This is a genomic window from Pseudomonas sp. H3_C08, from assembly GCF_054669455.1.
Genome location: NZ_CP162803.1, coordinates 4,656,275 through 4,679,136, shown reverse-complemented (window position 1 = coordinate 4,679,136; position 22,862 = coordinate 4,656,275). Strand labels below are relative to the sequence as shown.

21 protein-coding genes and 1 pseudogene are annotated in these 22,862 nt (G+C 59.6%); 8 read left to right on the top strand and 14 right to left on the bottom strand.

What is annotated here, in order from left to right; all coding sequences use genetic code 11:
* Positions 1 to 67 precede the first annotated feature (67 nt).
* Complete coding sequence (fdhA, locus tag AB4N74_RS21425; protein ID WP_093429915.1) at positions 68 to 1,267, top strand: formaldehyde dehydrogenase, glutathione-independent; 1,200 nt, start codon at positions 68 to 70, stop codon at positions 1,265 to 1,267.
* A 71-nt stretch (positions 1,268 to 1,338) separates the two neighbouring features.
* Here fdhA and AB4N74_RS21420 read toward each other — a convergent pair whose 3' ends face one another.
* The gene (locus AB4N74_RS21420) at positions 1,339 to 1,551 is read right to left on the bottom strand and encodes a cold-shock protein (protein WP_093429916.1); all 213 of its coding nucleotides are present in this window, start codon (positions 1,549 to 1,551) and stop codon (positions 1,339 to 1,341) included.
* A 37-nt stretch (positions 1,552 to 1,588) separates the two neighbouring features.
* The gene (locus AB4N74_RS21415; RefSeq protein WP_007909992.1) at positions 1,589 to 1,813 is read right to left on the bottom strand and encodes a hypothetical protein; all 225 of its coding nucleotides are present in this window, start codon (positions 1,811 to 1,813) and stop codon (positions 1,589 to 1,591) included.
* A gap of 241 nt (positions 1,814 to 2,054) precedes the next feature.
* On the opposite strand from AB4N74_RS21415, the pseudogene AB4N74_RS21410 reads away from it, so the two are divergent.
* A pseudogene (locus AB4N74_RS21410) lies at positions 2,055 to 2,127 on the top strand (hypothetical protein); the annotation flags it as partial.
* Positions 2,128 to 2,374: 247 nt separating this feature from the next.
* Here the strand turns inward: AB4N74_RS21410 and AB4N74_RS21405 are convergent.
* Both AB4N74_RS21405 and AB4N74_RS21400 read right to left on the bottom strand, forming a co-directional pair.
* Complete coding sequence (locus tag AB4N74_RS21405) at positions 2,375 to 3,049, bottom strand: anti-sigma factor (RefSeq protein ID WP_460097170.1); 675 nt, start codon at positions 3,047 to 3,049, stop codon at positions 2,375 to 2,377.
* Positions 3,046 to 3,681, bottom strand: a complete 636-nt coding sequence (locus AB4N74_RS21400) for a sigma-70 family RNA polymerase sigma factor (RefSeq protein ID WP_460097169.1) — start codon at positions 3,679 to 3,681, stop codon at positions 3,046 to 3,048. Before AB4N74_RS21400 ends, AB4N74_RS21405 begins: the two co-directional genes overlap by 4 nt.
* A 150-nt stretch (positions 3,682 to 3,831) precedes the next feature.
* On the opposite strand from AB4N74_RS21400, the gene AB4N74_RS21395 reads away from it, so the two are divergent.
* Positions 3,832 to 4,389: a DUF2780 domain-containing protein gene (locus AB4N74_RS21395; protein ID WP_099757364.1), complete on the top strand. Its 558-nt coding sequence runs from the start codon at positions 3,832 to 3,834 to the stop codon at positions 4,387 to 4,389.
* Between the two features lies 1 nt (position 4,390).
* Here AB4N74_RS21395 and AB4N74_RS21390 read toward each other — a convergent pair whose 3' ends face one another.
* Positions 4,391 to 5,278: an acyltransferase gene (locus AB4N74_RS21390; protein ID WP_460097168.1), complete on the bottom strand. Its 888-nt coding sequence runs from the start codon at positions 5,276 to 5,278 to the stop codon at positions 4,391 to 4,393.
* 257 nt (positions 5,279 to 5,535) lie between these two features.
* Here AB4N74_RS21390 and rloA2 point away from each other — a divergent pair, with 257 nt between their 5' ends.
* The 4 genes from rloA2 (at position 5,536) to creD (ending at position 9,767) form a co-directional block, all read left to right on the top strand.
* Positions 5,536 to 6,039, top strand: a complete 504-nt coding sequence (gene rloA2 / locus AB4N74_RS21385) for a retropepsin-like aspartic peptidase RloA2 (protein WP_257356436.1) — start codon at positions 5,536 to 5,538, stop codon at positions 6,037 to 6,039.
* A 73-nt stretch (positions 6,040 to 6,112) separates the two neighbouring features.
* A complete protein-coding gene (gene creB, locus AB4N74_RS21380; RefSeq protein WP_099757362.1) occupies positions 6,113 to 6,793 on the top strand; it encodes a two-component system response regulator CreB in 681 nt (226 codons plus the stop codon).
* Positions 6,793 to 8,211, top strand: coding sequence for a two-component system sensor histidine kinase CreC (gene creC, locus AB4N74_RS21375; protein WP_460097166.1), 1,419 nt, complete (start codon positions 6,793 to 6,795; stop codon positions 8,209 to 8,211). The genes creB and creC overlap by 1 nt, the downstream gene beginning before the upstream one ends.
* Before the next feature lie 185 nt (positions 8,212 to 8,396).
* A complete protein-coding gene (creD, locus tag AB4N74_RS21370) occupies positions 8,397 to 9,767 on the top strand; it encodes a cell envelope integrity protein CreD (protein WP_460097164.1) in 1,371 nt (456 codons plus the stop codon).
* A gap of 208 nt (positions 9,768 to 9,975) precedes the next feature.
* Here creD and AB4N74_RS21365 read toward each other — a convergent pair whose 3' ends face one another.
* The 8 genes from AB4N74_RS21365 to AB4N74_RS21330 form a co-directional block, all read right to left on the bottom strand.
* Positions 9,976 to 10,605 (bottom strand): glutathione S-transferase, encoded by a 630-nt coding sequence (locus AB4N74_RS21365; RefSeq protein WP_093429925.1) that lies wholly within the window; start codon positions 10,603 to 10,605, stop codon positions 9,976 to 9,978.
* 176 nt (positions 10,606 to 10,781) lie between these two features.
* Positions 10,782 to 10,961: a hypothetical protein gene (locus AB4N74_RS21360; protein WP_016772844.1), complete on the bottom strand. Its 180-nt coding sequence runs from the start codon at positions 10,959 to 10,961 to the stop codon at positions 10,782 to 10,784.
* A complete protein-coding gene (locus tag AB4N74_RS21355; protein ID WP_460097162.1) occupies positions 10,958 to 12,088 on the bottom strand; it encodes a PepSY-associated TM helix domain-containing protein in 1,131 nt (376 codons plus the stop codon). Before AB4N74_RS21355 ends, AB4N74_RS21360 begins: the two co-directional genes overlap by 4 nt.
* 74 nt (positions 12,089 to 12,162) lie before the next feature.
* Positions 12,163 to 14,589 (bottom strand): TonB-dependent siderophore receptor, encoded by a 2,427-nt coding sequence (locus AB4N74_RS21350; RefSeq protein WP_460097161.1) that lies wholly within the window; start codon positions 14,587 to 14,589, stop codon positions 12,163 to 12,165.
* 234 nt (positions 14,590 to 14,823) lie between these two features.
* Positions 14,824 to 15,798, bottom strand: coding sequence for a FecR domain-containing protein (locus AB4N74_RS21345; RefSeq protein ID WP_460097160.1), 975 nt, complete (start codon positions 15,796 to 15,798; stop codon positions 14,824 to 14,826).
* Positions 15,795 to 16,271, bottom strand: a complete 477-nt coding sequence (locus tag AB4N74_RS21340) for an RNA polymerase sigma factor (RefSeq protein ID WP_189661312.1) — start codon at positions 16,269 to 16,271, stop codon at positions 15,795 to 15,797. Before AB4N74_RS21340 ends, AB4N74_RS21345 begins: the two co-directional genes overlap by 4 nt.
* A gap of 353 nt (positions 16,272 to 16,624) precedes the next feature.
* Positions 16,625 to 17,332, bottom strand: coding sequence for a 3'-5' exonuclease (locus AB4N74_RS21335; protein WP_220557085.1), 708 nt, complete (start codon positions 17,330 to 17,332; stop codon positions 16,625 to 16,627).
* Positions 17,329 to 19,263 (bottom strand): putative nucleotidyltransferase substrate binding domain-containing protein, encoded by a 1,935-nt coding sequence (locus AB4N74_RS21330; RefSeq protein ID WP_460097157.1) that lies wholly within the window; start codon positions 19,261 to 19,263, stop codon positions 17,329 to 17,331. The genes AB4N74_RS21335 and AB4N74_RS21330 overlap by 4 nt, the downstream gene beginning before the upstream one ends.
* A 259-nt stretch (positions 19,264 to 19,522) precedes the next feature.
* Between AB4N74_RS21330 and AB4N74_RS21325 the strand changes: the two genes are divergently transcribed.
* Entirely contained in the window at positions 19,523 to 19,969 is a 447-nt protein-coding gene (locus tag AB4N74_RS21325; RefSeq protein ID WP_093429933.1) for a response regulator, read from the top strand.
* A 266-nt stretch (positions 19,970 to 20,235) separates the two neighbouring features.
* Here the strand turns inward: AB4N74_RS21325 and AB4N74_RS21320 are convergent, their stop codons facing one another.
* Positions 20,236 to 22,413 carry a malate synthase G gene (locus AB4N74_RS21320; RefSeq protein WP_460097156.1) on the bottom strand — a complete coding sequence of 726 codons (2,178 nt, stop codon included), beginning with the start codon at positions 22,411 to 22,413 and terminating at the stop codon, positions 20,236 to 20,238.
* Positions 22,414 to 22,862 lie beyond the last annotated feature (449 nt).

The window sequence follows — 22,862 nt, the reverse complement described above, 5'->3', positions numbered from 1 at the left end:
CCCGAGCACTTAACGCGCTGCCTGCCTGGGCAACGCGGTTCCATAAAAACAACAGCGAGGTGAAAGCATGTCTGGCAATCGTGGTGTGGTGTATCTCGGCGCTGGCAAGGTCGAAGTACAGAAAATCGACTATCCGAAAATGCAGGACCCGCGCGGTCGCAAGATCGAGCACGGGGTCATTCTCAAAGTGGTTTCCACCAATATCTGTGGCTCCGACCAACACATGGTGCGCGGCCGTACCACGGCGCAGACCGGTCTGGTGCTGGGTCACGAGATCACCGGCGAGGTGATCGAAAAAGGCTCCGACGTCGAAAACCTGAAAATCGGTGACTTGGTCTCCGTACCGTTCAACGTCGCTTGCGGGCGCTGCCGTTCCTGCAAAGAGCAACACACAGGCGTGTGCCTGACCGTCAACCCCGCTCGTGCTGGCGGTGCTTACGGTTATGTCGACATGGGCGACTGGACCGGTGGCCAGGCCGAATACGTGCTGGTGCCATACGCCGACTTCAACCTGCTGAAATTGCCGGATCGCGACAAGGCCATGGAGAAAATCCGCGACCTGACCTGCCTCTCCGACATCCTCCCTACCGGTTACCACGGTGCCGTCACTGCCGGCGTTGGCCCGGGCAGCACCGTTTACATTGCCGGCGCCGGCCCGGTCGGTCTGGCCGCAGCCGCTTCCGCGCGTCTGCTCGGTGCGGCGGTGGTGATCGTCGGCGACGTCAACACCATCCGCCTGGCCCACGCCAAGGCGCAGGGTTTTGAAATCGTCGACCTGTCCAAGGACACGCCGCTGCACGAACAGATCGCCGCACTGCTGGGCGAACCGGAAGTGGATTGTGCAGTGGACTGCGTTGGTTTCGAAGCTCGCGGCCATGGCCACGACGGCGTAAAAGCCGAAGCGCCGGCCACCGTGCTCAACTCGCTGATGGGTGTGGTGCGCGTGGCCGGCAAGATCGGTATCCCGGGTCTGTACGTGACCGAAGATCCGGGTGCCGTGGACGCCGCCGCAAAAATGGGCAGCCTGAGCATTCGCTTTGGCCTGGGCTGGGCCAAGTCGCACAGCTTCCACACCGGCCAGACCCCAGTGATGAAGTACAACCGCCAACTGATGCAGGCGATCATGTGGGATCGCATCAACATTGCTGAAGTGGTAGGCGTGCAGGTGATCAGCCTCGATCAGGCGCCGGAAGGGTATGGCGAGTTCGATGCGGGCGTGCCGAAGAAGTTTGTGATTGATCCGCATAAGTTGTTTAGTGCGGCGTAAGGTTTTACACAATAGAAAACGGCGCCATTGAGGCGCCGTGTTTCATGGGGGGCGGGAATTTCCTTCCGCTTTTACTCAATTTCTACTTCTTCCGCTTGCAGTCCTTTCTGCCCTTTAGCAGCAATGTAACTAACGAACTGTCCTTCCTTCAAAGTCTTGAACCCGTCAGCCTTGATTGCTTTGAAATGAACGAAGAGGTCATCGCCGCCATTCTTCGGCGTTATGAAACCAAACCCCTTTTCATCGTTGAACCACTTGACCGTGCCACTCTCTCTACCTGCCATGTCTTTGCTTCCTGCTTCGATTGATTGGTTAAAATATTTACAAAACTACAGAAGAATGAGGATGTTTGAGAAAGTCCTCGTCCTGAGCCAGTTTTATATCGACTGCGTAATATTGACCGTTATCACCACGCACAAGGTCATAAGTAACCTTCTGCCCCGCTTTGATGTATTTGATGATCGGATCGTCCGGGCTGATGCAAAAGATGATCGGCGGGACATCTGATTCGAGCAGTTGATCGCGCGGACTGAGTTGCTTCTCCATCACCGTATCTCCCGTTGAATGACCGTTAATTGCACCTCGCTTTCTTCGAACAATTGACACACCAGCAGCCTATTCCAGCCCGGATCGCTAGACACCTGTCAGATCTGACAGGTGTCTAGTTCTTTTTGAAATATTGATTTTCACGACAAGCAATTAACGACCTAAAAAGATCTCAGCCCTCGGGTTGTTTCGCGGATTTGAAGTCTTGCGGGGAGGTCAGCCTCGATCAGGCGTTGGAAGGTATGGCGAGTTCGATACGGGTGTGCCGAAGAAGTTTGTGATTTGATCCGCATAAGTTGTTTAGTGCGGCGTAATGCTTGAGCGCAATACAAAACGGCGGCCTCAGGTTCGTCGTTTTTTGTTGAAATCCAAGGTAAAAAGCTACCCTCATCGGAACGCCGCCCGCCCAGCCCTCTCCCTAAGGGAGAGGGGGAAAGGGAGCAGATTTGCGTTGTTATCGGGCCCGAGTTCGGCTCGGTAATTCAGGTCGATGAAACTCGAGAGAACACCACGGTCAGTCCCCTCTCCCTCTGGGAGAGGGCTAGGGTGAGGGGCTTTGCTTCAAAGGCCCGCCAACGTCCCTTGATACAGCACCGGCCCAGTCGGTTGCCCGGTCGGCGAACCACCTTTCGGCTCAAGACTTACCGCCAGCGCAATCGGTTTACCGATCAAGGCTTTCTGCGCTTCGCTCAGCTCAACCTTGCCTTTGCCACCCGCCGGAATAACGCCGAGGGAAATCGGTTTGCCATCCGCCGGAATCGCCCACAGTTCCAGACTACGATCCGCATCAACCGCCGCCAGCGTCAGCGGCTCAACTTGCAGATAATCCGCATGCGCTTCGACCTTCAGCGCCGGTTGCGCATCGGCGGTCAGCAGGGTGGCGCGGTAGCGGGCGTCGTCGCGGTTGTACAGCGAGCCGAGGAACACCAGCACGGCAATGGAGCAGATCGCAGCGGTGAGTCGCAGCCAGTTCCAGAATGGCCGTTTTTCAGGCACATGCAGAACCTGTGGTTCGATGCGCGCGGTGATGCCGTGCCACACGCGGTCGGGCACCGGATGTTCCGGCAGCGCTTCGGTGAGAGTGGTGAGGCTTTCCTGCCATTGCGCCAGTTCAGCCCTTAATGCCGCGTCATCCAGTAGCAACTGTTCAAAGCGCCGCCGCGCAGGTGCAGACATCAGGCCGATGGCGTAATCGGCAGCGAGGGCGCGGCGCAGGGCAGGGGTCTGGTAGTTCATGATTCAAGGCACCGGCGCAGGCGTTCCATGCCACGGCGAATCCACGATTTGACTGTCCCCAGTGGCGTGGCGAGATGTTCGGCGAGTTCCGTGCACGACAGTCCTTGAAAGTAGGCCTCGGTGATTGACTGGCGCTGCATGCTTTCGAGGGTTTCGAGGCATCGGTTCAGCGCGTTGGCCTCGCGGGCGCTGTTCAGTTGCTCGTGAGCCGAGGGGCTTTCGTCCGGCAGTGTGTCCTGTTCCAGATCAGTCAGTGGCCTTTCGCGATGTTTGCGCAACTGATCGATGGCCTGATTACGGGTGATGTTGATCATCCAGGTCAGCGGCGCCGACAGATGCGCTTCGTAGCGCGAGGCGTTGTTCCAGATGCGCACGAAGCTTTCCTGCAGCACTTCCTCGGCCAGATCGGTGCGGCGCATAAACCGCAGGGCGACACCATGCAGACGCGGGCCGACGCTGCGGTACAGCGTTTCGAAGGCGCGACGATCGCCCAGTGCACACTGGGCCAACAGCTGGCGCAACTGATCGGTGTCGGCGATGGAAATGACGACTCTCCAGGCAAAGGTAGAGCGACGAGGGCTGGGCTCGGACTGTTCACAGGCTAGTTCAGTGATAGCGGTTGTGCCATTCATCGCGAAGGTGTCCGGGATTTCACGTTTTATATACGCAGGCCGGACGAAAATGGATGCGCCGCGCCGGAACATGCCGGCGGATACCCGGTCAAACCGGCAGTTTCACTGCCCGTGCAACGGGTGGTTTTCACAGCGCAAGAGGATGTCTGAATGAAGATTTCACGCGGTATTGCCTTAGCTTCACTGATGACCCTTGCGGCCAGCCCGGTGTTCGCCGGTTTCAGTCTGGACGACGTGACCAAGGCGGCTTCGAGCATGCAGGGCGGCAACGCTGCCACCGCCGCGGCGCCGACCTCGGAAACCGCCGGTCTGCTGCAAGCCGTCACTGGTCTGGGGGTTACCCCGCAGCAAGCCGTCGGCGGCACCAGCGCCATGCTTGGCCTGGCCAAGAACCAGTTGAGCAGCACCGATTATTCACAGTTGGCCAAAGAAGTACCGGGCATCGACAAACTGTCGGGCGGTGGCGGCAACCTGGCGGCGCTGAGCGGCTTGTTGGGCTCGTCGGGCAAGTCAGCCGGACTCGAAAACGCGCTGGGCAACGTCAAGGACACCAATGACCTGAACAATGCCTTCGGCGCGCTGGGCATGGACAGTGGCATGGTTGGCCAGTTTGCCCCGGTGCTGCTCAAGTACTTGGGTGATCAGGGCGTCGGCGGCCCGCTGCTGCAAAGCCTCGGCAGCATCTGGGGCGCCGGCACCGGTAGCTGATTCAGCCGCGTTCGCCGCGCAGTTCGGCGATGCGCTGATCCTTCTCGTTCCAGAGCTGGTTGACCCAGCTCTGGACCGTTTGACGAAACGCCGGATCATTCTCGTAATCACCCTGCCACAGCGCCGGGTCGAGTTCGCGGGTCTTGATATCGACGATCACGCGCGGCACGTTGCCGCTGATCAAATCCCAGAAGCCCGGGATGTTCGCCTGTGGATAAACCACGGTGACGTCGAGAATCGCATCCAGTTGTTCACCCATCGCCGCCAACACAAATGCCACGCCGCCCGCCTTGGGCTTGAGCAAGTGCTTGAACGGTGATTGCTGCTGGGCGCTTTTTGCCGCGGTGTAGCGGGTGCCTTCCAGATAATTCACCACGGTCACTGGCTGACGCTTGAACAGCTCGCAGGCCTGTTTGGTGATTTCCAGATCCTTGCCGGCCAGCTCCGGGTGCTTCGCCAGAAACGCCTTGGTGTAGCGCTTCATGAACGGGTAATCCAGCGCCCACCACGCCAGCCCCAGAAACGGCACCCAGATCAGTTCTTTCTTAAGGAAGAATTTGAAGAACGGCGTGCGCCGGTTGAGGGTTTGGATCAGCGCCGGAATGTCGACCCACGACTGGTGGTTACTGACCACCAGATACGAAGTGTCACTGCGCAAGTCTTCGCCACCGCGAATGTCCCACTGAGTGGGGATGCACAGGCGGAAAATCAGCTTGTCGATCTCGGCCCAGGTCTCGGCGATCCACATCACCGCCCACGAGGCATAATCGCGCCAGCGGCCGGGGGCGACCAGTTTGAGCAGAGCAAATACCAGCAACGGCCCGATCAGGATCAGGGTGTTGAGCAACAGCAGCAGGGTGACGAAACAGCCGGTGAGCAGGCGGCGCATAAGCAACTCTTTGCAAACGGATGGGCGCGCCATGATAAGCAGCTTCGCGCGACAGGCCAAATCGGTGGTGACGAATGTTTCACTTTAGTCGCGTTAACCTGATCGTTCCCACGCTCTGCGTGGTCACGCCGCCCGGGACGCTCCGCGTCCCTGTGACGCAGAGCGTCACTGGATGCATGCCCACGCAGAGCGTGGGAACGATCAAGCGCGCAACGGTCTAAAATCCCGTTGCCCAACCTCTCAAGGAAGCCCCTTACGTGAAATCCCTCCTTGCACTGTTTGCCCTCGTCGCCCTGCCGGTCATGGCCGCCGAGCCGACCCTGTACGGGCGCTATGAATACATCGCGCTGCCGGAAATCGGCGGTGAAGTGCTCAAGGCCAAGATGGACACTGGCGCGCTGACCGCTTCGCTGTCGGCCAAGGACATCGAAACCTTTACCCGCGATGGCGATGAATGGGTGCGCTTCCGCCTCGCCACCAAGGACGCCAGTAACAAGGTTTACGAACACAAGGTCGCGCGCATCAGCAAGATCAAAAGCCGTTCGGATGAAGAAGACGAGGGCGATAGCACCGAAGTCGCCAAACGCCCGGTGGTCGATCTGGAACTGTGCCTGGGCAACGTCAAGCGTACCGTCGAGGTCAACCTGACCGATCGCAGCAACTTCAATTATCCGCTGCTGATCGGTGCCAAGGCCTTGCGCGAGTTCGGCGCGGCGGTGAACCCGGCGCGGCGCTTCACCGCCGACAAGCCGGACTGCTGAACCAAGTGGTCTCATTGACGTAACGTCAGGCTTGGGGCACCGTTCGCGCACCTAACCCACGGGCTCGGACGCCATGCCTCATATCCTGATTGTCGAAGACGAAGCGGCGATTGCCGACACGCTGATTTTTGCCTTGCAGGGCGAGGGCTTCACCACCACGTGGCTGAGCCTCGGCGCGGCGGCGCTGGAGCATCAGCGGCAGACGCCTGCCGATCTGATCATCCTCGACATCGGCCTGCCGGACATCAGCGGTTTCGAGACCTGCAAGCAGTTGCGGCGCTTCAGCGACGTGCCGGTGCTGTTCCTCAGCGCCCGCGATGCCGAGATTGATCGCGTGGTCGGGCTGGAGATCGGCGCCGACGACTACGTGGTCAAGCCGTTCAGCCCGCGTGAAGTCGCGGCGCGAGTGAAGGCCATCCTTAAACGCATGGCGCCGCGTGCAGTCATTGAAGCCTCGTCGACACTGTTTCGTATCGATCTGGAACGGATTCAGATCATTTATCGCGGCCAGACGTTAAGCCTGACCCGCCACGAATTCCGCCTGCTGCAATGCCTGCTCGAACAACCCGAGCGGGTGTTCAGCCGTGAGCAATTGCTTGATGCGCTGGGCGTCGCTGCCGACGCCGGCTACGAGCGCAGCATCGACAGTCATATCAAAAGCGTGCGCGCCAAACTGCGTCTGGTGCGGGCCGACGCCGAGCCGATCCAGACCCATCGCGGCCTCGGTTACAGCTACAGCCCGGGGCACAGCTGATGTCGCTGGGGCTGCGGATCTTTCTGGTGTATGTGCTGTTTGTCGGCCTCACCGGGTACTTTGTGCTCAACACGGTGATGGAAGAAATCCGCCCCGGCGTGCGCCAGTCCACCGAAGAAACCCTGGTCGATACCGCCAACCTGATGGCGGAAATCCTCCGTGATGATTTCAAGGCCGGCACCCTTAGCGAGAACCGCTGGCCCGAGTTGCTGCGCGCCTATGGCGAGCGCCAGCCGCAAGCGACCATCTGGGGCTTGCCGAAAAATCAGGTCAACCACCGTATCTACGTCACCGACGCGAAAGGCATCGTCGTGCTCGATTCCAGTGGTGTCGCGGTCGGTCAGAATTACTCGCGCTGGAACGATGTCTACCTGACCCTGCGCGGTGAGTACGGCGCACGTTCGAGCCGCAGTGATCCGGATGACGCCAGCTCGTCGGTGATGCACGTCGGCGCGCCAATTCGCGATAACGGCAAGATCATCGGCGTAGTCACCGTGGCCAAGCCCAACAGCTCATTGCAGCCCTATGTCGATCGCACCGAGCGGCGCTTGCTGTTTTACGGCGCCGGGTTGATCGGCCTCGGTCTGCTGTTTGGTGCTTTGTTGTCGTGGTGGCTGAGCCGTGCGCTGCACCGTCTGACCGGTTATGCCCAGGCGGTGAGCGAAGGCCGGCGGGTGGAAGTGCCGCATTACCGTGGTGGTGAACTGGAACAACTGGCTACCGCCGTGGAACAGATGCGCACGCAACTGGAAGGCAAGGCCTACGTCGAGCGTTATGTGCACACGCTGACCCATGAACTGAAAAGTCCGCTGGCGGCGATTCGTGGCGCTGCGGAGTTGTTGCAAGGGGACATGCCGCCGGTTCAGCGATTGCGCTTTGTCGGCAACATCGACAGTGAAAGTGCGCGGATGCAGCAGTTGATCGAGCGGTTGTTGAATCTGGCACAAGTGGAACAACGTCAGGGCCTTGAAGAGCGGGTCGCTGTGCCGTTGGCGGCGCTGGTTGATCAGTTGTTGCAGGGGCAGGCAGCGCGAATAGAAGGCAAACAATTGCGCATCGAACAGACGATTGCCGCGGATCTGCTGTTGATTGGCGAGCCGTTTTTGCTGCGTCAGGCGTTGGGTAACTTGCTGGAGAATGCGCTGGATTTCACTCCGCTTGAGGGGCTGCTGCGGTTCAGTGCCGAGCGGGTTGGCGAGCAAATCGAATGTCGATTGTTCAATGAGACGGCGCCGATTCCCGATTACGCTTTGCCGCGGTTGACCGAGCGTTTTTACTCATTGCCGCGCCCGGACAGTGGGCGCAAAAGCACCGGGTTGGGGCTTAACTTCGTTGAAGAAGTGATCAAGTTGCATGGTGGGGCGATGCAGATTCGCAATGTCGAGAGCGGTGTTGAGGTGACATTGCGCTTGCCTTGATACCGAGTCGTTGCCTTCGCGAGCAGGCTCGCTCCCACAGGGGATTTGTGAACGACACAGAACCAATGTGGGAGCGAGCCTGCTCGCGAAGGGGCCAGTGAAGTCTCCACACAATCTCCACATTCCCCCCACAAAACCCCCACACCCACTCAGCAGACTCTCCCCATCCAAACAGGGAGAGTCCCATGAACAAGAATCTGACCATCAAGCTCGGCGCCATCGCCCTGCTGATCCTGCTGTTGCTGATCCCGCTGCTGATGATCGACGGCGTCATCGACGAGCGCCAACAGCTGCGTGACGGTGTGCTCGAAGACATTGCCCGCAGCTCCAGCTACAGCCAGCAACTGAGCGGCCCGGTGATGGTGGTGCCGTATCGCAAAGTGATTCACAACTGGAAAACCAACGATAAAACCAACCAGCGTTACGACGAGCCAAGCGAAGAGCGCGGCCGTTTGTACTTCCTGCCGGAACGTTTCGAACTCGACGGCCAGGTGCAAACCGAACTGCGTGCACGAGGCATTTATGAAGCGCGGTTGTTCCACGCCGATAATCGTATCAACGGCCATTTCTCATTGCCGGCGCAATTGGGCATCAAGGAAGACTTCAGCGACTACCAGTTCGATGTACCGTTTCTCGCGGTCGGTATCAGCGATATTCGCGGTATCGAAAATGCGCTGAAACTCGAGCTCGATGGACAGCGCCTCAATTTCGTTCCAGGTACGCAAGTCGGTTGGCTCGGTGAAGGTGTGCGGGTCACGCTGCCGTTGCTCGACACCAGTAAAACCACGGAACTGAGCTTCGGCTTCGACCTGCGTCTGCAAGGCACCGGTTCATTGCAGGTGCTGCCGGTGGGCAAGAGCAGCAGCGTCAGCCTCACCGCCAACTGGCCGCATCCAAGCTTTGTCGGCAACTTCCTGCCGGGCAAACGTGAAATCAATGATCAAGGTTTCAGCGCCGATTGGCAGACCACGTTTTTCTCCACCAACCTGCAAGACGCCATGAGCCGTTGCGTGAGCAGCAATGATTGCGAGGCGTTCAACGGTCGCAGCTTCGGTGTGAGCTTTATCGATCCGGTGGATCAATATCTGAAGAGTGACCGGGCGATCAAATATGCGCTGCTGTTCATTGTCCTGACGTTCGCTGGTTTCTTCCTGTTCGAAGTGCTCAAGAGTCTGGCCGTGCACCCGGTGCAATACGCGTTGGTCGGTGTGGCGCTGGCGTTCTTTTATCTGTTGTTGCTGTCGTTGTCGGAGCACATTGGTTTTGCTTTGGCCTATCTGTTGTCGGCCAGCGGTTGTGTGTTGTTGATCGGGTTTTATGTCTGCCACGTGCTGCGCAGTGTGCGTCACGGTTTGAGTTTTTCGGCGGGGTTGGCGGCGTTGTATGGCCTGCTTTATGGCTTGCTGAGTGCCGAGGATTACGCGTTGTTGATGGGCTCGTTGTTGCTGTTCGGTCTGCTCGGTGTGTTCATGGTGCTAACGCGCAAACTGGATTGGTACGGGATTGGGCAGAAGCCGGGCAAGCCGTTGGAGTTTGATGTGGGGGCGATGCAATGAGCCGGGTGGGATTACGTGAAGATCAGCGAGAGGCGGAGGTTTTGGTGACGCTGATTTTTGCAGCGCTACCATCGGAACCGAGGTGGTTCATTCGCGAGCAAGCTCGCTCCCACATTGGATTTATGTCGTTGCATCCATGGCATGAACAACACAATACAACTGTGGGAGCGAGCCTTCTCGCGAAGAGGCCGGAACAAGCGCCGCCGATTTAAGGCTTGGGCATCGTGGCGATCATGGAAGGTCGCTGACTCACTTCAAAGAACCAGTTGGCCAATTGCGGGTTGGCATCACGCCAGCCCAGGTCCGGGAAGCGCAGGTCGAGGTAACCCAGCGCACACGCCACGCTGATCGCTGCCACATCGAAATGGCTGGTCAGCTCGGCAATCGCGTCGCGCTCCAACACAGCGAGGGCGCGGCGGATCTTGTCACGCTGAGCCTCGAGCCATTCGTCCCAATGCTTTTCCGGCGCGCGCAGGACCATTTCATAACGCACCATCACCGACGCATCCATGATCCCGTCGGCCATCGAGGCCAGGGTCAGACGCCGCCAGCGGGCCGCGCCTTCGCGCGGGATCAGCGGATTGCCGACGTGTTGTTGATCGAGGTATTCGAGGATCACACGGCTGTCATGGATGACGTTGCCATCGGCCAGGCGCAGGGCGGGGATCTTGCCCAGCGGGTTGTCGACATTGAGCTCAGCGCTCGGGCTGACCGGGCTGAGCACGCAATCTTGCAAAGAGACGCGATCCTGCTGGCCGGTTTCGTGCAGCAACACCATCACTTTGCGCACGAACGGGGAGAGCGTGTTGTGGTACAGGGTCATGCTGGGGGCGGACATTGGCAGGGTCTCGATCAGAACGATGAGGGAGCAGCATAGCCTGTCAGTGCACGAGCTCAAGCCTTGCGCCGAACCAAATGTAGGAGTGAGCCTGCTCGCGATAGCGTAATAACATTCAATAACTATGTTGACTGACCCGCAGCCATCGCGAGCAGGCTCACTCCTACAAAGGTTTTTCAGCTTCGCGGCAGAAAACCTCGTATCGCCAGAAACGCCGGCACACCCAGCCCGACCCAGCTCAACGCATCCCAAATCCCATCCCCAAGCAGCGCCGCAAACAACCCCGCCGCACTGAGCAACGCAATCACGATCGGCGTGCTGAACACCTTCCAGAAACTCGACTGACGCGGCTTCATGCGGAGGCCTCCGCCGTTTCCAGCACAGGCCTGGCCGCTCTGCGCCGAACCACCCACAAATACACGCCACTGCCGAGCACAATGATCGTCAGCACATCCAGAGTGGCCCAGAGGATTTTCATCGGCATGCCGCCATAGTCACCAAAGTGCAGCGGCTGCGACATGCCCATGGCGTCCATGTACCACGGCCGTTCGGCCACGGCGGTGACCTGCAGCGTGGTCGCATCGATCAGCACCGGCGTCAGCAGATGCGAGGTCAGGTGCGTACCGCCCTTCATGAACACCGAGTAATGGTGTTCGCTGGAAAAGCGTGTGCCGGGAAAGGCAATGAAGTCCGGCTGCATGTCCGGCGCGACTTCGCCAGCGATATCGAGCAAACGCGTGGCCGGTGCCAGATGTGTCAGTGGCGGGGCATCGCGATAAGGTGCGATCAAGGTGTTCAGTGCATCGTTGCGCCAGGCCGCGATCAACAAGTCGGCGCACGCGCTGATCACGCCGGTCACGCCCACCACCAGCGCCCAGGTCAGGGTGACGACACCGATCAGGTTGTGCAGGTCGAGCCAGCGCAGGCGGGTGGATTTGTCCTGACGCACGGTGCCGAACTTCAAGCGGCGCATGAACGGCAGGTACAACACTGTCCCGGATACGATGGCCACGACAAACAGCAGCCCCATGAACGCCAGCAGCAATTTGCCCGGCAGCCCGGCGAACATGTCGACATGCAGGCGCAGGATGAACAGCATCAAGCCGCCATTGGCCGAAGGCGTTTCCAGCGCTTCCCCGGTTCGCGCATCGAGCATGAACGTGTGCGAGGAATTCGGTTCGGTGCCAGCGGTTTTCGCCATGATCGTCAGCACGGCGTTCGGCTCATCGTCATCGAAGCCGAAGTACTGCACGACGTCATCGGGGCGATGCTTTTCGGCGGCCACGACCAGTTGCGCCAGATTCAATCGAGGCGTATCGGCTGGCAACTCGCGTACTTCGGGTGCATCGCCGAGCAGATGTTCGATCTCGTGATGGAAAATCAGCGGCAGACCGGTCAAGGCCAGCATCAGCAAAAACACGGTACAGACCAGGCTGGTCCAGGTGTGGATGAACGACCAGCGACGAATTGTTTTACTTTTCATTTCATGACCTTCAAAAACACCAAAGCCGTCCCCGAGGGACGGCCTGGTCACAGGGCCTGTTTCAGCTCAAGCGCTTACCACTTGTAAGTGGCGCTGGCGACGACACTGCGCGTGTCGCCGTAGTAGCAGTAGAAGCTGTCGCAGGTGGAAATGTATTCCTTGTCGAACAGGTTGGTCGCGTTGAGTGCCAGCGACGCGCCTTTGAGGCTGTTGTCCAGGCGGCCGAGGTCGTAATGCACCGAAGCGTCGAACACGGTGTAGGCGTCCGCCTTGCCCAGCCAGGTATTGGCCTTGTCGCCGTAGGTGTTGCCGGTGTAACGCACGCCACCGCCAATGCCGAAGCCGTCGAGCACGCCGGCGTGCCAGGTGTAGTCAGTCCACAGCGACGCTTGCTGGTTCGGCATCAGTTGCAGGCGATTGCCCTTGTCGACGCCATTTTGTACTTCCGATTTGGCCAGGGTGTAGGCAGCGATGACTTTGAGGTTGTCGGTGACGTCGGAAACCGCTTCCAGCTCCAGGCCTTTGACTTTCACTTCGCCGGTCTGGCTGGTGATCGACACGTTGTTGACGAAGGTGTTGACCGAAACGTTCTTCTGGGTGAGGTCGTACACGGCGGCGGTCAGCAGGGTTTTGCTGCCCGGTGGCTGGTACTTGATGCCCAGTTCCCACTGCTTGCCTTCGGTCGGCTTGAGCGAACCGGTCGAGGTGGCGTCGGCGCCCGTGGTCGGCTGGAAGGATTCGGCGTACGACAGGTACGGCACGAAACCGTTGTCGAAGACGTAGCTGAGCGCAGCGTTGCCGCTGAACGCCTTGTCACGCTGGGTGTTGGTGGCATCGCCCTTGTTGATGAACTGGGTGCTGGTGTGCACCCAGTCTTCACGGCCACCGAGGGTCAGGCGCCACTGGTCGAGGGCCATTTGATCCTGAATGTACAGGCCGGTCTGGTAGGTCTTCTGGTCGTAATCGTAAAACGCGGTGGAGCGCGCTGGACGCACGATCGGCTGACCATAGATCGGCGTGATCACGTTGGTGGTCAGGCCGTCACCGAAGATCGAGGTGTAGTTGGTGTTGCTGCGCTGATGGTCCAGACCCAACAACAGAGTGTGGCGGATATCGCCAGTGGCGAAGTCGGCCTGGAAGTTGTTGTCCACGGCGAACTGGCTGATGTCTTCTTCGACGCTGGTGCTGGTGCGCCCGACGTTGCCTTGATCATCCACTTCGGTGAACGGGTAGGAACCCGGCGTCAGCGACTGGAACGACAGGTCCGACTTGGTGTAGCGCAGGTTCTGCTTGAACTGCCAGACATCGTTCAGACGATGTTCGAAGGCATAGCCCAGCGCGTAGTAGGTGCGATCGTAATATTCCCAGTCCGGATCACCCAGATTCTTGTGGTGGGAAATATCACCGAACGGCGATTTGATCTTGGTGCCCTGCACCGGCAGGAACTGGCTGGTGATGCCGGTATCGTCGCGGGTGAACTGGCTCAGCAGGGTGAGCTTGGTGTCGTCGTCGATGTTCCAGGTCAGACTCGGCGCGATGTTGTAGCGCTTGTTGTCGACGTGATCGACCTGCGTGCCGCTGTCGCGCACCACACCGCTGAGGCCATAGAGAAACTGGCCAGCGTCGTCAATTTTGCCGGTGCTGGCGAAGTTGATCTGACGGTGGTTGTCACTGCCGTATTGCAACTGGATTTCGCTGCTGGCTTCAGCACTTGGGCGACGGCTGACCATATCCAGCAGGCCGCCCGGTGGCGTCTGGCCGTAAACCGAGGAGGCCGGGCCGCGCAGCAGGGCGAGGCGGTCGAGGTTCCAGGTTTCCTGTTTCGGGTTGGCGTACACGCCTTTTGGCAGCGGCAGGCCGTCGAGGAACTGGGTCGGTTCGAAACCGCGCACACGCAACCAGTCGGCACGGGTGTCGCTGCCGTAGCTGCTGGCGGTGATACCCGGCATGTAGCGTACGGCGTCATCGAGGCTGTGCACGCTGCGGTCGTCCATTTGCTGGCGAGTCGCGACGGAGATCGAACGCGGCGCTTCGACCAGTGCGGTGTCGGTCTTGCTGCCAGCGGCGGTGCGGGTGGCGGTGTAGCCGTCGACCGGTCCCCAGGCGCTTTCGAAGTTTTCCACACCGATGACGGAAGTTTCCGGCAGGGCCAACGTCCCTTCAGGCACCGCCACAAGGGTGTAGGTGCCGGTGCTGCTTTGTTCCAGTTGCAGACCGGTGCCACGCAGGGCCGCGCGCAAGGCACCGGCCGCGTCGTACTGGCCGTTGACCGGTGCCGAGGTTTTGCCTGCCGCCAGCGACGGACTCAGCGACAGCGCAATGCTGCCTTGGCTGGCGATCTGGTTCAGGGTGGTCGACAGAGGCGCCGCCGGCAGGTTGTAGGCGCGCACGCTGGACGCTTGTTCAGCGGCGAGCAACGGACTGCTGATCAGCGGCGCGCTGAGCGCGATGGCGACGGCCAGCAGACCGGGGCGCAACAAGGTGTCTAGCGAACGGGACATACGGCGGCTCCTGAATGGAAATATTTCTCAATTGCCTGTGTGCCGGATGAAAAGCAGAAAGTGATAGGGCAGGATGAAAATAATTTCGATTAACTGGAAACAGCCACATTTCTGCGGGCTTGATCGTTCCCACGCTCCGCGTGGGAATGCCTCAATGGACGCTCTGCGTCCGCTTCGGCAGGGACGCAGAGCGTCCCGAGCTGCATTCCCACGCAGAGCGTGGGAACGATCAGGTCAAGGGGAGGAGGGCTCGGCCTTAGCGACTGTGACCCAATATGGCGTATGCCGCTCGATCTGCACCGGCAGGGTCGGCAGCAGGGCGCTCAGGGCTTTATCGGTGTCATGCAGCGGGAAGCTACCGGTAATCCGCAGGTCAGCCACGTCCGGTGCCACGCCCAGATGCCCGCGACGATAACGCCCGAGCTCGTGCACCAGATCGCCCAACCGCGCGTTATCGACCACCAACATGCCGCGCGTCCAGGCATCGGCGCCGGGGTTGAGCGCGACGATCGAACCCAATCCATCACTGCGCAGCAGCACTTGCTGGCCTTCATGGAGGATTTGCTCTGCAGGGTTGGATTGCGGGTACGCCGCGACCGCCGACTGCAACACACTCAGGCGCGTGCCTTCTTCTTCACGCTTGACCAGGAACCGCGTACCCAGCGCGCGCATGCTGCCTTCGCGGGTTTCGACGATAAAAGGGCGCGCATCGCCATGCCCGGTTTCGACAAGAATTTCGCCTTCCTGCAACACGATCAACCGGCGCTTCTCATCGAACCGCACATCCACCGCACTGTGGGTGTTCAGATTCAACACAGTGCCGTCCGCCAGACGCACGGTGCGCTGCTCACCGGTCGCGGTGCGTTGATCGGCGAGCCAGTAATCCAGCGGCAGAAAGCGTTCGCTGGCGAACAGCCCCACACCGACCAGCACCACAACGCTGGCCAGCCCACTGCCCAGTCTGCGCACCCGGCGGCGAATGCCTTCGCGTGACTGCAGCAAGGCAGTGCGGGCCGGACCTTTGGCCACGCTGAACCGCTGATCGAGCATGCCCAGTTGTCGCCACGCGCGGGCATGTTCTTCATGGGCCGCATGCCATTTGGCGAATTCCTCGCGCTCCAGCGGGCTGCTCGAATCGAGGGTCAGTTGCCAGGCAATCGCCGCGTCCAGCACATGCGCCGGCACCGGTCTGGAACTGGCCGGGCTCATGTCGGTTCCCCGTACAGGGCGATGTAGCACTGCCGAATGCCTTGCGCCAGATATTGCCGAACGCGCGGCACCGAGACGCCAAGCTTGTCGGCGATCTCGGCATGGCTGAGGCCATCGAGGCGGTTATAAAGGAAAGCGGCGCGGGCCTTGGTCGACAGTTTGCCGAGCAAGCGGTCGATGGCTTTGAGGTCTTCGAGAATCATTTGCTGTTCTTCCACCGACGGTTGTTCGCCTTCGGGGATCAGCATCAGTTCGGTGAGGTAGGCCTGTTCCAGCGCCGCACGGCGGAAGTAGTCGAACAGCAAGCCTTTGGCGATCGCCACCAGAAAGGCGCGGGGCTCACGGGGTGTCAGCATGTCGTCGCGACCGAGCAGGCGGACGAAGGTGTCCTGGCTCAGGTCTTCGGCGCGCTGCGGGCAGGCCACATTGCGCCGCAGCCACGCCAGCAGCCAACCGCGATGGTCACGATACATCGCACCGACGAGCTCACTGTTAGGGCTTGGGACTGACGACACCGGACATCACCGATTGGGAAATATTAACTAACGCGAATTGTTCGCGATTGTGGCAGAGGTGGGAATGGTTAGCAATTGGCCACTGGTCAGGTAAGCGTTTAAAGGCAGACCCTCACCCTAGCCCTCTCCCAGAGGGAGAGGGGATCGATCGGGGGATATTCTGGAGGTACACCGACCTGAGCGAACTTCAGGGAATCCATAATCGACCCGATTTCTCAGGTCGATGAAGAGCCCGAGACACCTCGGTAGGCTCCCTCTCCCTTTGGGAGAGGGCTGGGGTGAGGGCGATGGATCTTGGACTCGACTCAACTTCAGAACGAAGGCGCCTGCTGCCTACGCTTCCACTGACTCAGCCGCTGCTGCAAATTCAACGGACTATGAATCTGCTGCCCCCGCGCCCGGCTGAACAGAATCAACGCCAACTCCGCAGTGGCCAGCGCATCGGCACTGGCGTTATGCCGCTCGAACACCTCAAGCTTGAACCAGTCGATCCACTCATCCAGCCCGGCCTCACGAATATTCGCTTGCGGACACACCAGCGGTGCAATGTCGGCGACATCAAGAAAGACCTGCTGCAACTTGTGCCCCAGATGCTCCTTCAGCGCACGCCCGAGCATGTGCTGATCAAACGGCGCATGAAACGCCAGTACCGGGCTGTCACCGACAAACTCCATGAACTCCAGCAGCGCCTCGGCCGGTTCACTGCCCGCCGCAATCGCACTCGGCCCCAATCCGTGAATCAACACGCTGGGGCTGAGCTTCAGCTCGCGACATTGCAGCGTGCGTTCGAACTGCTGACTGAAATCGATCGCGCCGTCCTCGATCACCACCGCGCCAATCGACAACACACGGTCCTTGTTCAGATTCAGCCCGGTGGTTTCCAGATCCAGCACTACCCAACGTTGTTCGCGCAGTGTGCATTCGCTCAGCTCGGTAATCGTCGGCAGCTGCGCCAGACGCTGCTGAAAATCCACCGGCACCACCGCACTCGCCGGGCGCAGCCACGAGAACAGGCTCATAGCTGATACCGCAAGGTCAGGCTGCTCTGCAGGCGCTGGGCCTGGCGCAGGGATTCACGCAGGATGCGCCGGTCGAGATGATTGAGGCTGTCCGGGTCGACGCGGTTGGAATAGGGCAGGTTCTCCCGCGTCTGCAATTGATGCTGCTGCATGCGCGTCTGCTGTATGAAGTGATAGGCCTCTTCATACGCCGCGCCATCCAGTCGCTCGATGACTTCTTTCTCGACCAACTGACGGAAGCGCTCGAGGGTATTGTTGGCGTCGATACCGTTAGCCAGCGCGAGCAATCGTGCGCCATCCACGAACGGCGTCAGCCCCTGCACCTTCAGGTCCAGCGTGGCTTTCTCGCCATTCTTGCGTGCCAGCACAAACTCACGGAAACGCCCCACCGGTGGACGATTGCGCAGGGCGTTCTCGGCCATCATGCGCTGGAACAAACGGTTGTCGCCGACCTGATCGAGAATGCCCCGGCGCAGTTGTTCACAGCCTTGTTCATCACCCCAGACCACGCGCAGGTCGAAATAAATGCTCGACCCGAGCAGATTCTCCGGCGTCGCCTCACGAATAAAAGCTGCAAAGCGCCGTGCCCATTCTGCCCGCGACAGACACAGCTCGGGATTGCCGGCCATGATGTTGCCCTTGCACAGAGTGAAGCCGCACAGCGCCAGACTCTGGTTGATTTGCTGCGCAATCGGCAGCAGCTTGCCGCGAATCTCCGCTGCATGCGCAGCATCGCGGGCGTCAAACAGAATGCCGTTGTCCTGATCGGTGTGCAGCGTTTGCTCGCGGCGGCCTTCGCTGCCGAAGCACAGCCAACTGAACGGCACGCCGGGATCGCCTTTTTCCGCGAGGGTCAGCTCGATCACCCGGCACACAGTGTGATCGTTGAGCAAGGTGATGATGTGGGTGATCTGCGTCGACGACGCGCCATGAGCGAGCATGCGCTCGACCAGTTGGCCGATCTCACCGCGCAGGCCGACCAGTTGTTCGACGCGCTGGGCGCTGCGAATCGTCCGGGCCAGGTGTACCAGGTCGACCCGTTGCAGGGAAAACAGATCGCGCTCGGAGACCACGCCACACAAACGCTGATCCTTGACCAGACAGACGTGGGCGATATGCCGTTCGGTCATGGCAATTGCCGCATCGAACGCACTGTGATCCGGCGACAAGTAGAAGGGCGCGGGTGTCATGTGGCGCTCGATCGCTTCGTTGAAATCACCGACACCGGCGGCTACTACATGGCGTAGATCGCGCAGGGTGAAAATCCCCAGCGGGGCTTTGTGTTCATCTACCGCCACGATGCTGCCGACCTGTTGCTCATGCATCAGCTTCACCGCTTCACGCAATGGCGTGTCGGGGCTGCAGGTCACCGGGTGACGCATCGCCAGTTCGCCCAGTCGGGTGTTCAGCGAATACTGGGTGCCAAGGGTTTCCACGGCTTTCTGCTGCACTTGCTGATTGACTTGATCGAGCAGACTGCTTACCCCGCGCAAGGCGAAATCGCGAAAGGCGTTGGAGAGGGCGAACAGCTTGATGAACGCCAGTTTGTTCAGTTGCAGGCAGAAGGTGTCTTCGCCGGCCAAGTGTTCGGTGCGGGTTGCGCGTTCGCCGAGCAGCGCGGCCAGCGGAAAGCATTCGCCGGTGGTGATTTCAAACGTGGTCTCGGTGCCGGGCTTGGTGATGTGCTGACGTTCGCCGACCACCCGACCTTGCTTGACGATATAGAAGTGTTCAACCGGGCCGTCGGCGGGTTTGATGATGCTCTCGCCCTGGCCGTAGAAACGCAGCTGGCATTGTTCCACCAGATAAGCCAGGTGGGCGTGTTCCATCTGATTGAAGGGCGGGAAGCGCTGGAGGAATTGCAGGGTGCCCTGAATGTTCTGCAATACCGCGGTTTTCCCTGCCTGGGTGAAGGCGTCCGCTTTACTCATAACCATTACCGCAGTCTTTTTCGAATTGTTGTTGTCGGATCGTTCTGACCATGGTCGACCCCTGCGGGCGGGGTGCCCATTGGACGTAAGTCTAGGTTTGAGCTGCCGTTGGGCACATTTGGGAAGTGCCCTACAAAAACAGTCGGAAATTCGCCCGCCAGCCTCTTGGAAAAAAATCCGACGAAGTGCACATTGAAGCTCTGCTTAGCGATGTCTGACGACTGTGCCAGGTGATTGATTTGAAAACGTAGAGAACGCCATGTCCGACCACGATATTTTGAGCGACGCCGAGCGTGAAGCGCTCAGCGCTGTAATGCTCGAACCCGATTTGCCGCCGCAGCGTGTACTGATCGTCGATGACGACAAGGACGCCCGGGAGCTGTTGTCGGAGATTCTCGCGTTGGATGGCATTCGTTGCATGACCGCAGCCAGTGGCGAAACGGCGCTGAAGATGCTCGAAGAAAAACCGTCGATCGGGCTGGTGATTACCGATCTGCGCATGGGCCATGTCGGTGGCCTTGAGCTGATTCGCCAGGTGCGCGAATCGGTGCGGGCGGCGCTGCCGATCATCATCGTGTCCGGCGATGCGGATGTGAAAGATGCGATTGCGGCGATGCATCTGAGCGTGGTGGATTTTTTGCTCAAGCCGATTGATACGGGTAAGTTGCTCGGTCTGGTCAAACACGAGTTGGGTATTGATCCTTAAAAGCCCCTCACCCTAGCCCTCTCCCAGGGGGAGAGGGGACTGACCGCGGTGAATGTTCGAGGTACACCGACCTGAGATTCCCGAGTCGAACTCAGGTTTTGAATAGCACCAATATCGGCTCCCTTTCCCCCTCTACCCCTTGGGGGAGAGGGCTGGGGTGAGGGGGATGGATCTCAAGCCCTCCACAAATACCAGCCCACACCACACAAACAAAAAAGCCCTGATCTTTCGATCAGGGCTTTTTCATGTCCTGCATTCAGCGCAAGTTACAGGCCGTTGGCCTTCTTGAACTCGCGACGACGACGGTGCAGCACCGGCTCGGTGTAACCGTTCGGCTGTTTGGTGCCTTCGATCACCAGTTCGACCGCCGCCTGGAAGGCGATGTTGCTGTCGAAGTTCGGTGCCAGCGGACGGTACAGCGGGTCGTTGGCGTTCTGACGATCCACCACCGGCGCCATGCGCTTGAGGCTTTCCATCACTTGCGCTTCGGTGACGACACCGTGGCGCAGCCAGTTGGCGATGTGCTGGCTGGAGATACGCAGCGTGGCACGGTCTTCCATCAGGCCGACGTCATTGATGTCCGGCACTTTCGAGCAGCCCACACCCTGGTCGATCCAGCGCACCACATAACCAAGAATGCCCTGGGCATTGTTGTCCAGTTCGTTCTTGATCTGCTCCGGAGTCCAGTTCGGATTGACCGCCAGCGGAATGGTCAGGATGTCGTCCACCGAGGCGCGAGTACGTTTGGCCAGTTCGGCCTGACGGGCGAACACGTCGACCTTGTGGTAGTGCAGCGCGTGCAGTGCAGCGGCGGTCGGCGATGGCACCCAAGCGGTGTTGGCGCCGGCCAGAGGGTGCGCGATTTTCTGCTCAAGCATCGGGGCCATCAGGTCGGGCATCGCCCACATGCCTTTACCGATTTGCGCGCGACCTTGCAGGCCGGTGCTCAGACCGATATCGACGTTCCAGTTTTCGTAGGCGCCGATCCACTTCTCAGCCTTCATGTCAGCCTTGCGCACAACCGGGCCGGCTTCCATGGAGGTGTGGATTTCGTCGCCGGTGCGGTCGAGGAAACCGGTGTTGATGAACACCACGCGCTCGCTGGCTGCCTTGATGCAGGCCTTGAGGTTGACCGTGGTACGGCGCTCCTCGTCCATGATCCCGACTTTCAGAGTGTTGCGCGTAAGGCTCAGCACGTCTTCGATGCGGCCGAAGAGTTCGTTGGTGAACGCTGCTTCTTCCGGGCCGTGCATCTTCGGTTTAACGATGTAGACCGAGCCGGTGCGGGTGTTACGACGCGAGGTATTACCGTTGAGGTTGTGCATCGCCGCCAGGCAAGTGACCAGACCGTCAAGGATGCCTTCCGGCACTTCGTTGCCTTGACTGTCGAGGATCGCGTCGATAGTCATCAAGTGGCCAACGTTGCGCACGAACAACAGCGAACGACCGTGCAACGTCACTTCACCGCCATTTGGCGCGGTGTAGGTGCGATCCGGGTTCATGGTGCGGGTGAAGGTCTGGCCGCCCTTGGAAACGGATTCCGACAGATCGCCCTTCATCAGGCCGAGCCAGTTGCGGTAGATCACCACTTTGTCGTCGGCATCGACGGCAGCCACGGAGTCTTCGCAGTCCATGATGGTGGTCAGGGCCGCTTCCATCAGGATGTCTTTGACGCCGGCCGGGTCGGTCTGGCCAACCGGGGTGCTGGCGTCGACCTGGATTTCGAAGTGCAGACCGTTGTGTTTCAGCAGAATGGCGATTGGCGCGTTGGCGTCGCCCTGGAAACCGATCAGTTGTGCGTCGTCGCGCAGGCCGGTGTTGCTGCCGCCCTTGAGGGTCACCAGCAGTTTGCCGTCAGCGATTTTGTAGGCGGTCGAATCGACGTGGGAGCCAGCAGCCAATGGTGCGGCTTCGTCGAGGAAGGCACGGGCGAAGGCGATGACTTTGTCGCCCCGCACCTTGTTGTAGCCTTTGCCTTTTTCCGCGCCACCGTCTTCGCTGATCGCGTCGGTGCCGTAGAGGGCGTCATACAGCGAACCCCAGCGGGCGTTCGAGGCATTGAGAGCGAAGCGGGCGTTCATCACCGGCACAACGAGTTGCGGACCGGCGGTACGGGCGATTTCATCATCGACGTTTTGTGTCGTTGCCTGGAAATCAGCCGCTTCTGGCAGCAGATAACCGATTTCTTGCAGGAAGGCTTTATAGGCCACGGCGTCGTGCGCCTGACCGTTGCGTTCCTGGTGCCAGGCATCAATGCGAGCCTGGAAGTCATCGCGTTTGGCGAGTAGGGCTTTGTTCTTCGGCGCCAGGTCATGAATGACCTTGTCGGCACCTTCCCAGAATTTTTCGGCGGTGAGGCCGGTACCGGGAATGGCTTCGTTGTTCACGAAGTCGAACAGGACTTTGGCGACCTGCAGGCCACCGACTTGAACGTGTTCAGTCATTGCTTGCCTCACTCTGCTCAGCTATTTCGCTTTTCAGCTCTTCAATTTGACAATGAAGCCTCTGGCCATTTAAACCACAAACCTGCCGACCAGTACATGCCATTGCTGGCGGCTGGGCTGGGACCAATCAACGGCTTGGGGCCTTGCTGACGGGGCTTTCAGGGTTGCGAACAGGCTTTGGGCAGACATCGATCCAGCGTTATGTAGTGCGCGCTGCGGCATACTACATGATGAGTTGCGCTTGTGAAAATCAGACTAATTACGTCGTTCTGCGACCTCATGTCGCATTGCGGTCACATCGCGGAACGGGATGTTCTCAAAAAACAGATGGATTGTTCCAGCTAAATATAAAAAGTTGTACACATAAATAGTAATTGGCTGCTATGGCACCGGTTTTTGTGGGAGCGAGCTTGTTCGCGAAAGCGTCGGTCGCCTCAACGCAAAATCGA

Excerpts from the sequence above, each read along its gene's own strand:
- fdhA (WP_093429915.1), top strand. The coding sequence starts at position 68 with ATGTCTGGCAATCGTGGTGTGGTGTATCTCGGCGCTGGCAAGGTCGAA.
- AB4N74_RS21420 (WP_093429916.1), bottom strand. The coding sequence starts at position 1,551 with ATGGCAGGTAGAGAGAGTGGCACGGTCAAGTGGTTCAACGATGAAAAG.
- AB4N74_RS21415 (WP_007909992.1), bottom strand. The coding sequence starts at position 1,813 with ATGGAGAAGCAACTCAGTCCGCGCGATCAACTGCTCGAATCAGATGTC.
- AB4N74_RS21405 (WP_460097170.1), bottom strand. The coding sequence starts at position 3,049 with ATGAACTACCAGACCCCTGCCCTGCGCCGCGCCCTCGCTGCCGATTAC.
- AB4N74_RS21400 (WP_460097169.1), bottom strand. The coding sequence starts at position 3,681 with ATGAATGGCACAACCGCTATCACTGAACTAGCCTGTGAACAGTCCGAG.
- AB4N74_RS21395 (WP_099757364.1), top strand. The coding sequence starts at position 3,832 with ATGAAGATTTCACGCGGTATTGCCTTAGCTTCACTGATGACCCTTGCG.
- AB4N74_RS21390 (WP_460097168.1), bottom strand. The coding sequence starts at position 5,278 with ATGCGCCGCCTGCTCACCGGCTGTTTCGTCACCCTGCTGCTGTTGCTC.
- creB (WP_099757362.1), top strand. The coding sequence starts at position 6,113 with ATGCCTCATATCCTGATTGTCGAAGACGAAGCGGCGATTGCCGACACG.
- creC (WP_460097166.1), top strand. The coding sequence starts at position 6,793 with ATGTCGCTGGGGCTGCGGATCTTTCTGGTGTATGTGCTGTTTGTCGGC.
- creD (WP_460097164.1), top strand. The coding sequence starts at position 8,397 with ATGAACAAGAATCTGACCATCAAGCTCGGCGCCATCGCCCTGCTGATC.
- AB4N74_RS21365 (WP_093429925.1), bottom strand. The coding sequence starts at position 10,605 with ATGTCCGCCCCCAGCATGACCCTGTACCACAACACGCTCTCCCCGTTC.
- AB4N74_RS21360 (WP_016772844.1), bottom strand. The coding sequence starts at position 10,961 with ATGAAGCCGCGTCAGTCGAGTTTCTGGAAGGTGTTCAGCACGCCGATC.
- AB4N74_RS21355 (WP_460097162.1), bottom strand. The coding sequence starts at position 12,088 with ATGAAAAGTAAAACAATTCGTCGCTGGTCGTTCATCCACACCTGGACC.
- AB4N74_RS21350 (WP_460097161.1), bottom strand. The coding sequence starts at position 14,589 with ATGTCCCGTTCGCTAGACACCTTGTTGCGCCCCGGTCTGCTGGCCGTC.
- AB4N74_RS21345 (WP_460097160.1), bottom strand. The coding sequence starts at position 15,798 with ATGAGCCCGGCCAGTTCCAGACCGGTGCCGGCGCATGTGCTGGACGCG.
- AB4N74_RS21340 (WP_189661312.1), bottom strand. The coding sequence starts at position 16,271 with ATGTATCGTGACCATCGCGGTTGGCTGCTGGCGTGGCTGCGGCGCAAT.
- AB4N74_RS21335 (WP_220557085.1), bottom strand. The coding sequence starts at position 17,332 with ATGAGCCTGTTCTCGTGGCTGCGCCCGGCGAGTGCGGTGGTGCCGGTG.
- AB4N74_RS21330 (WP_460097157.1), bottom strand. The coding sequence starts at position 19,263 with ATGAGTAAAGCGGACGCCTTCACCCAGGCAGGGAAAACCGCGGTATTG.
- AB4N74_RS21325 (WP_093429933.1), top strand. The coding sequence starts at position 19,523 with ATGTCCGACCACGATATTTTGAGCGACGCCGAGCGTGAAGCGCTCAGC.
- AB4N74_RS21320 (WP_460097156.1), bottom strand. The coding sequence starts at position 22,413 with ATGACTGAACACGTTCAAGTCGGTGGCCTGCAGGTCGCCAAAGTCCTG.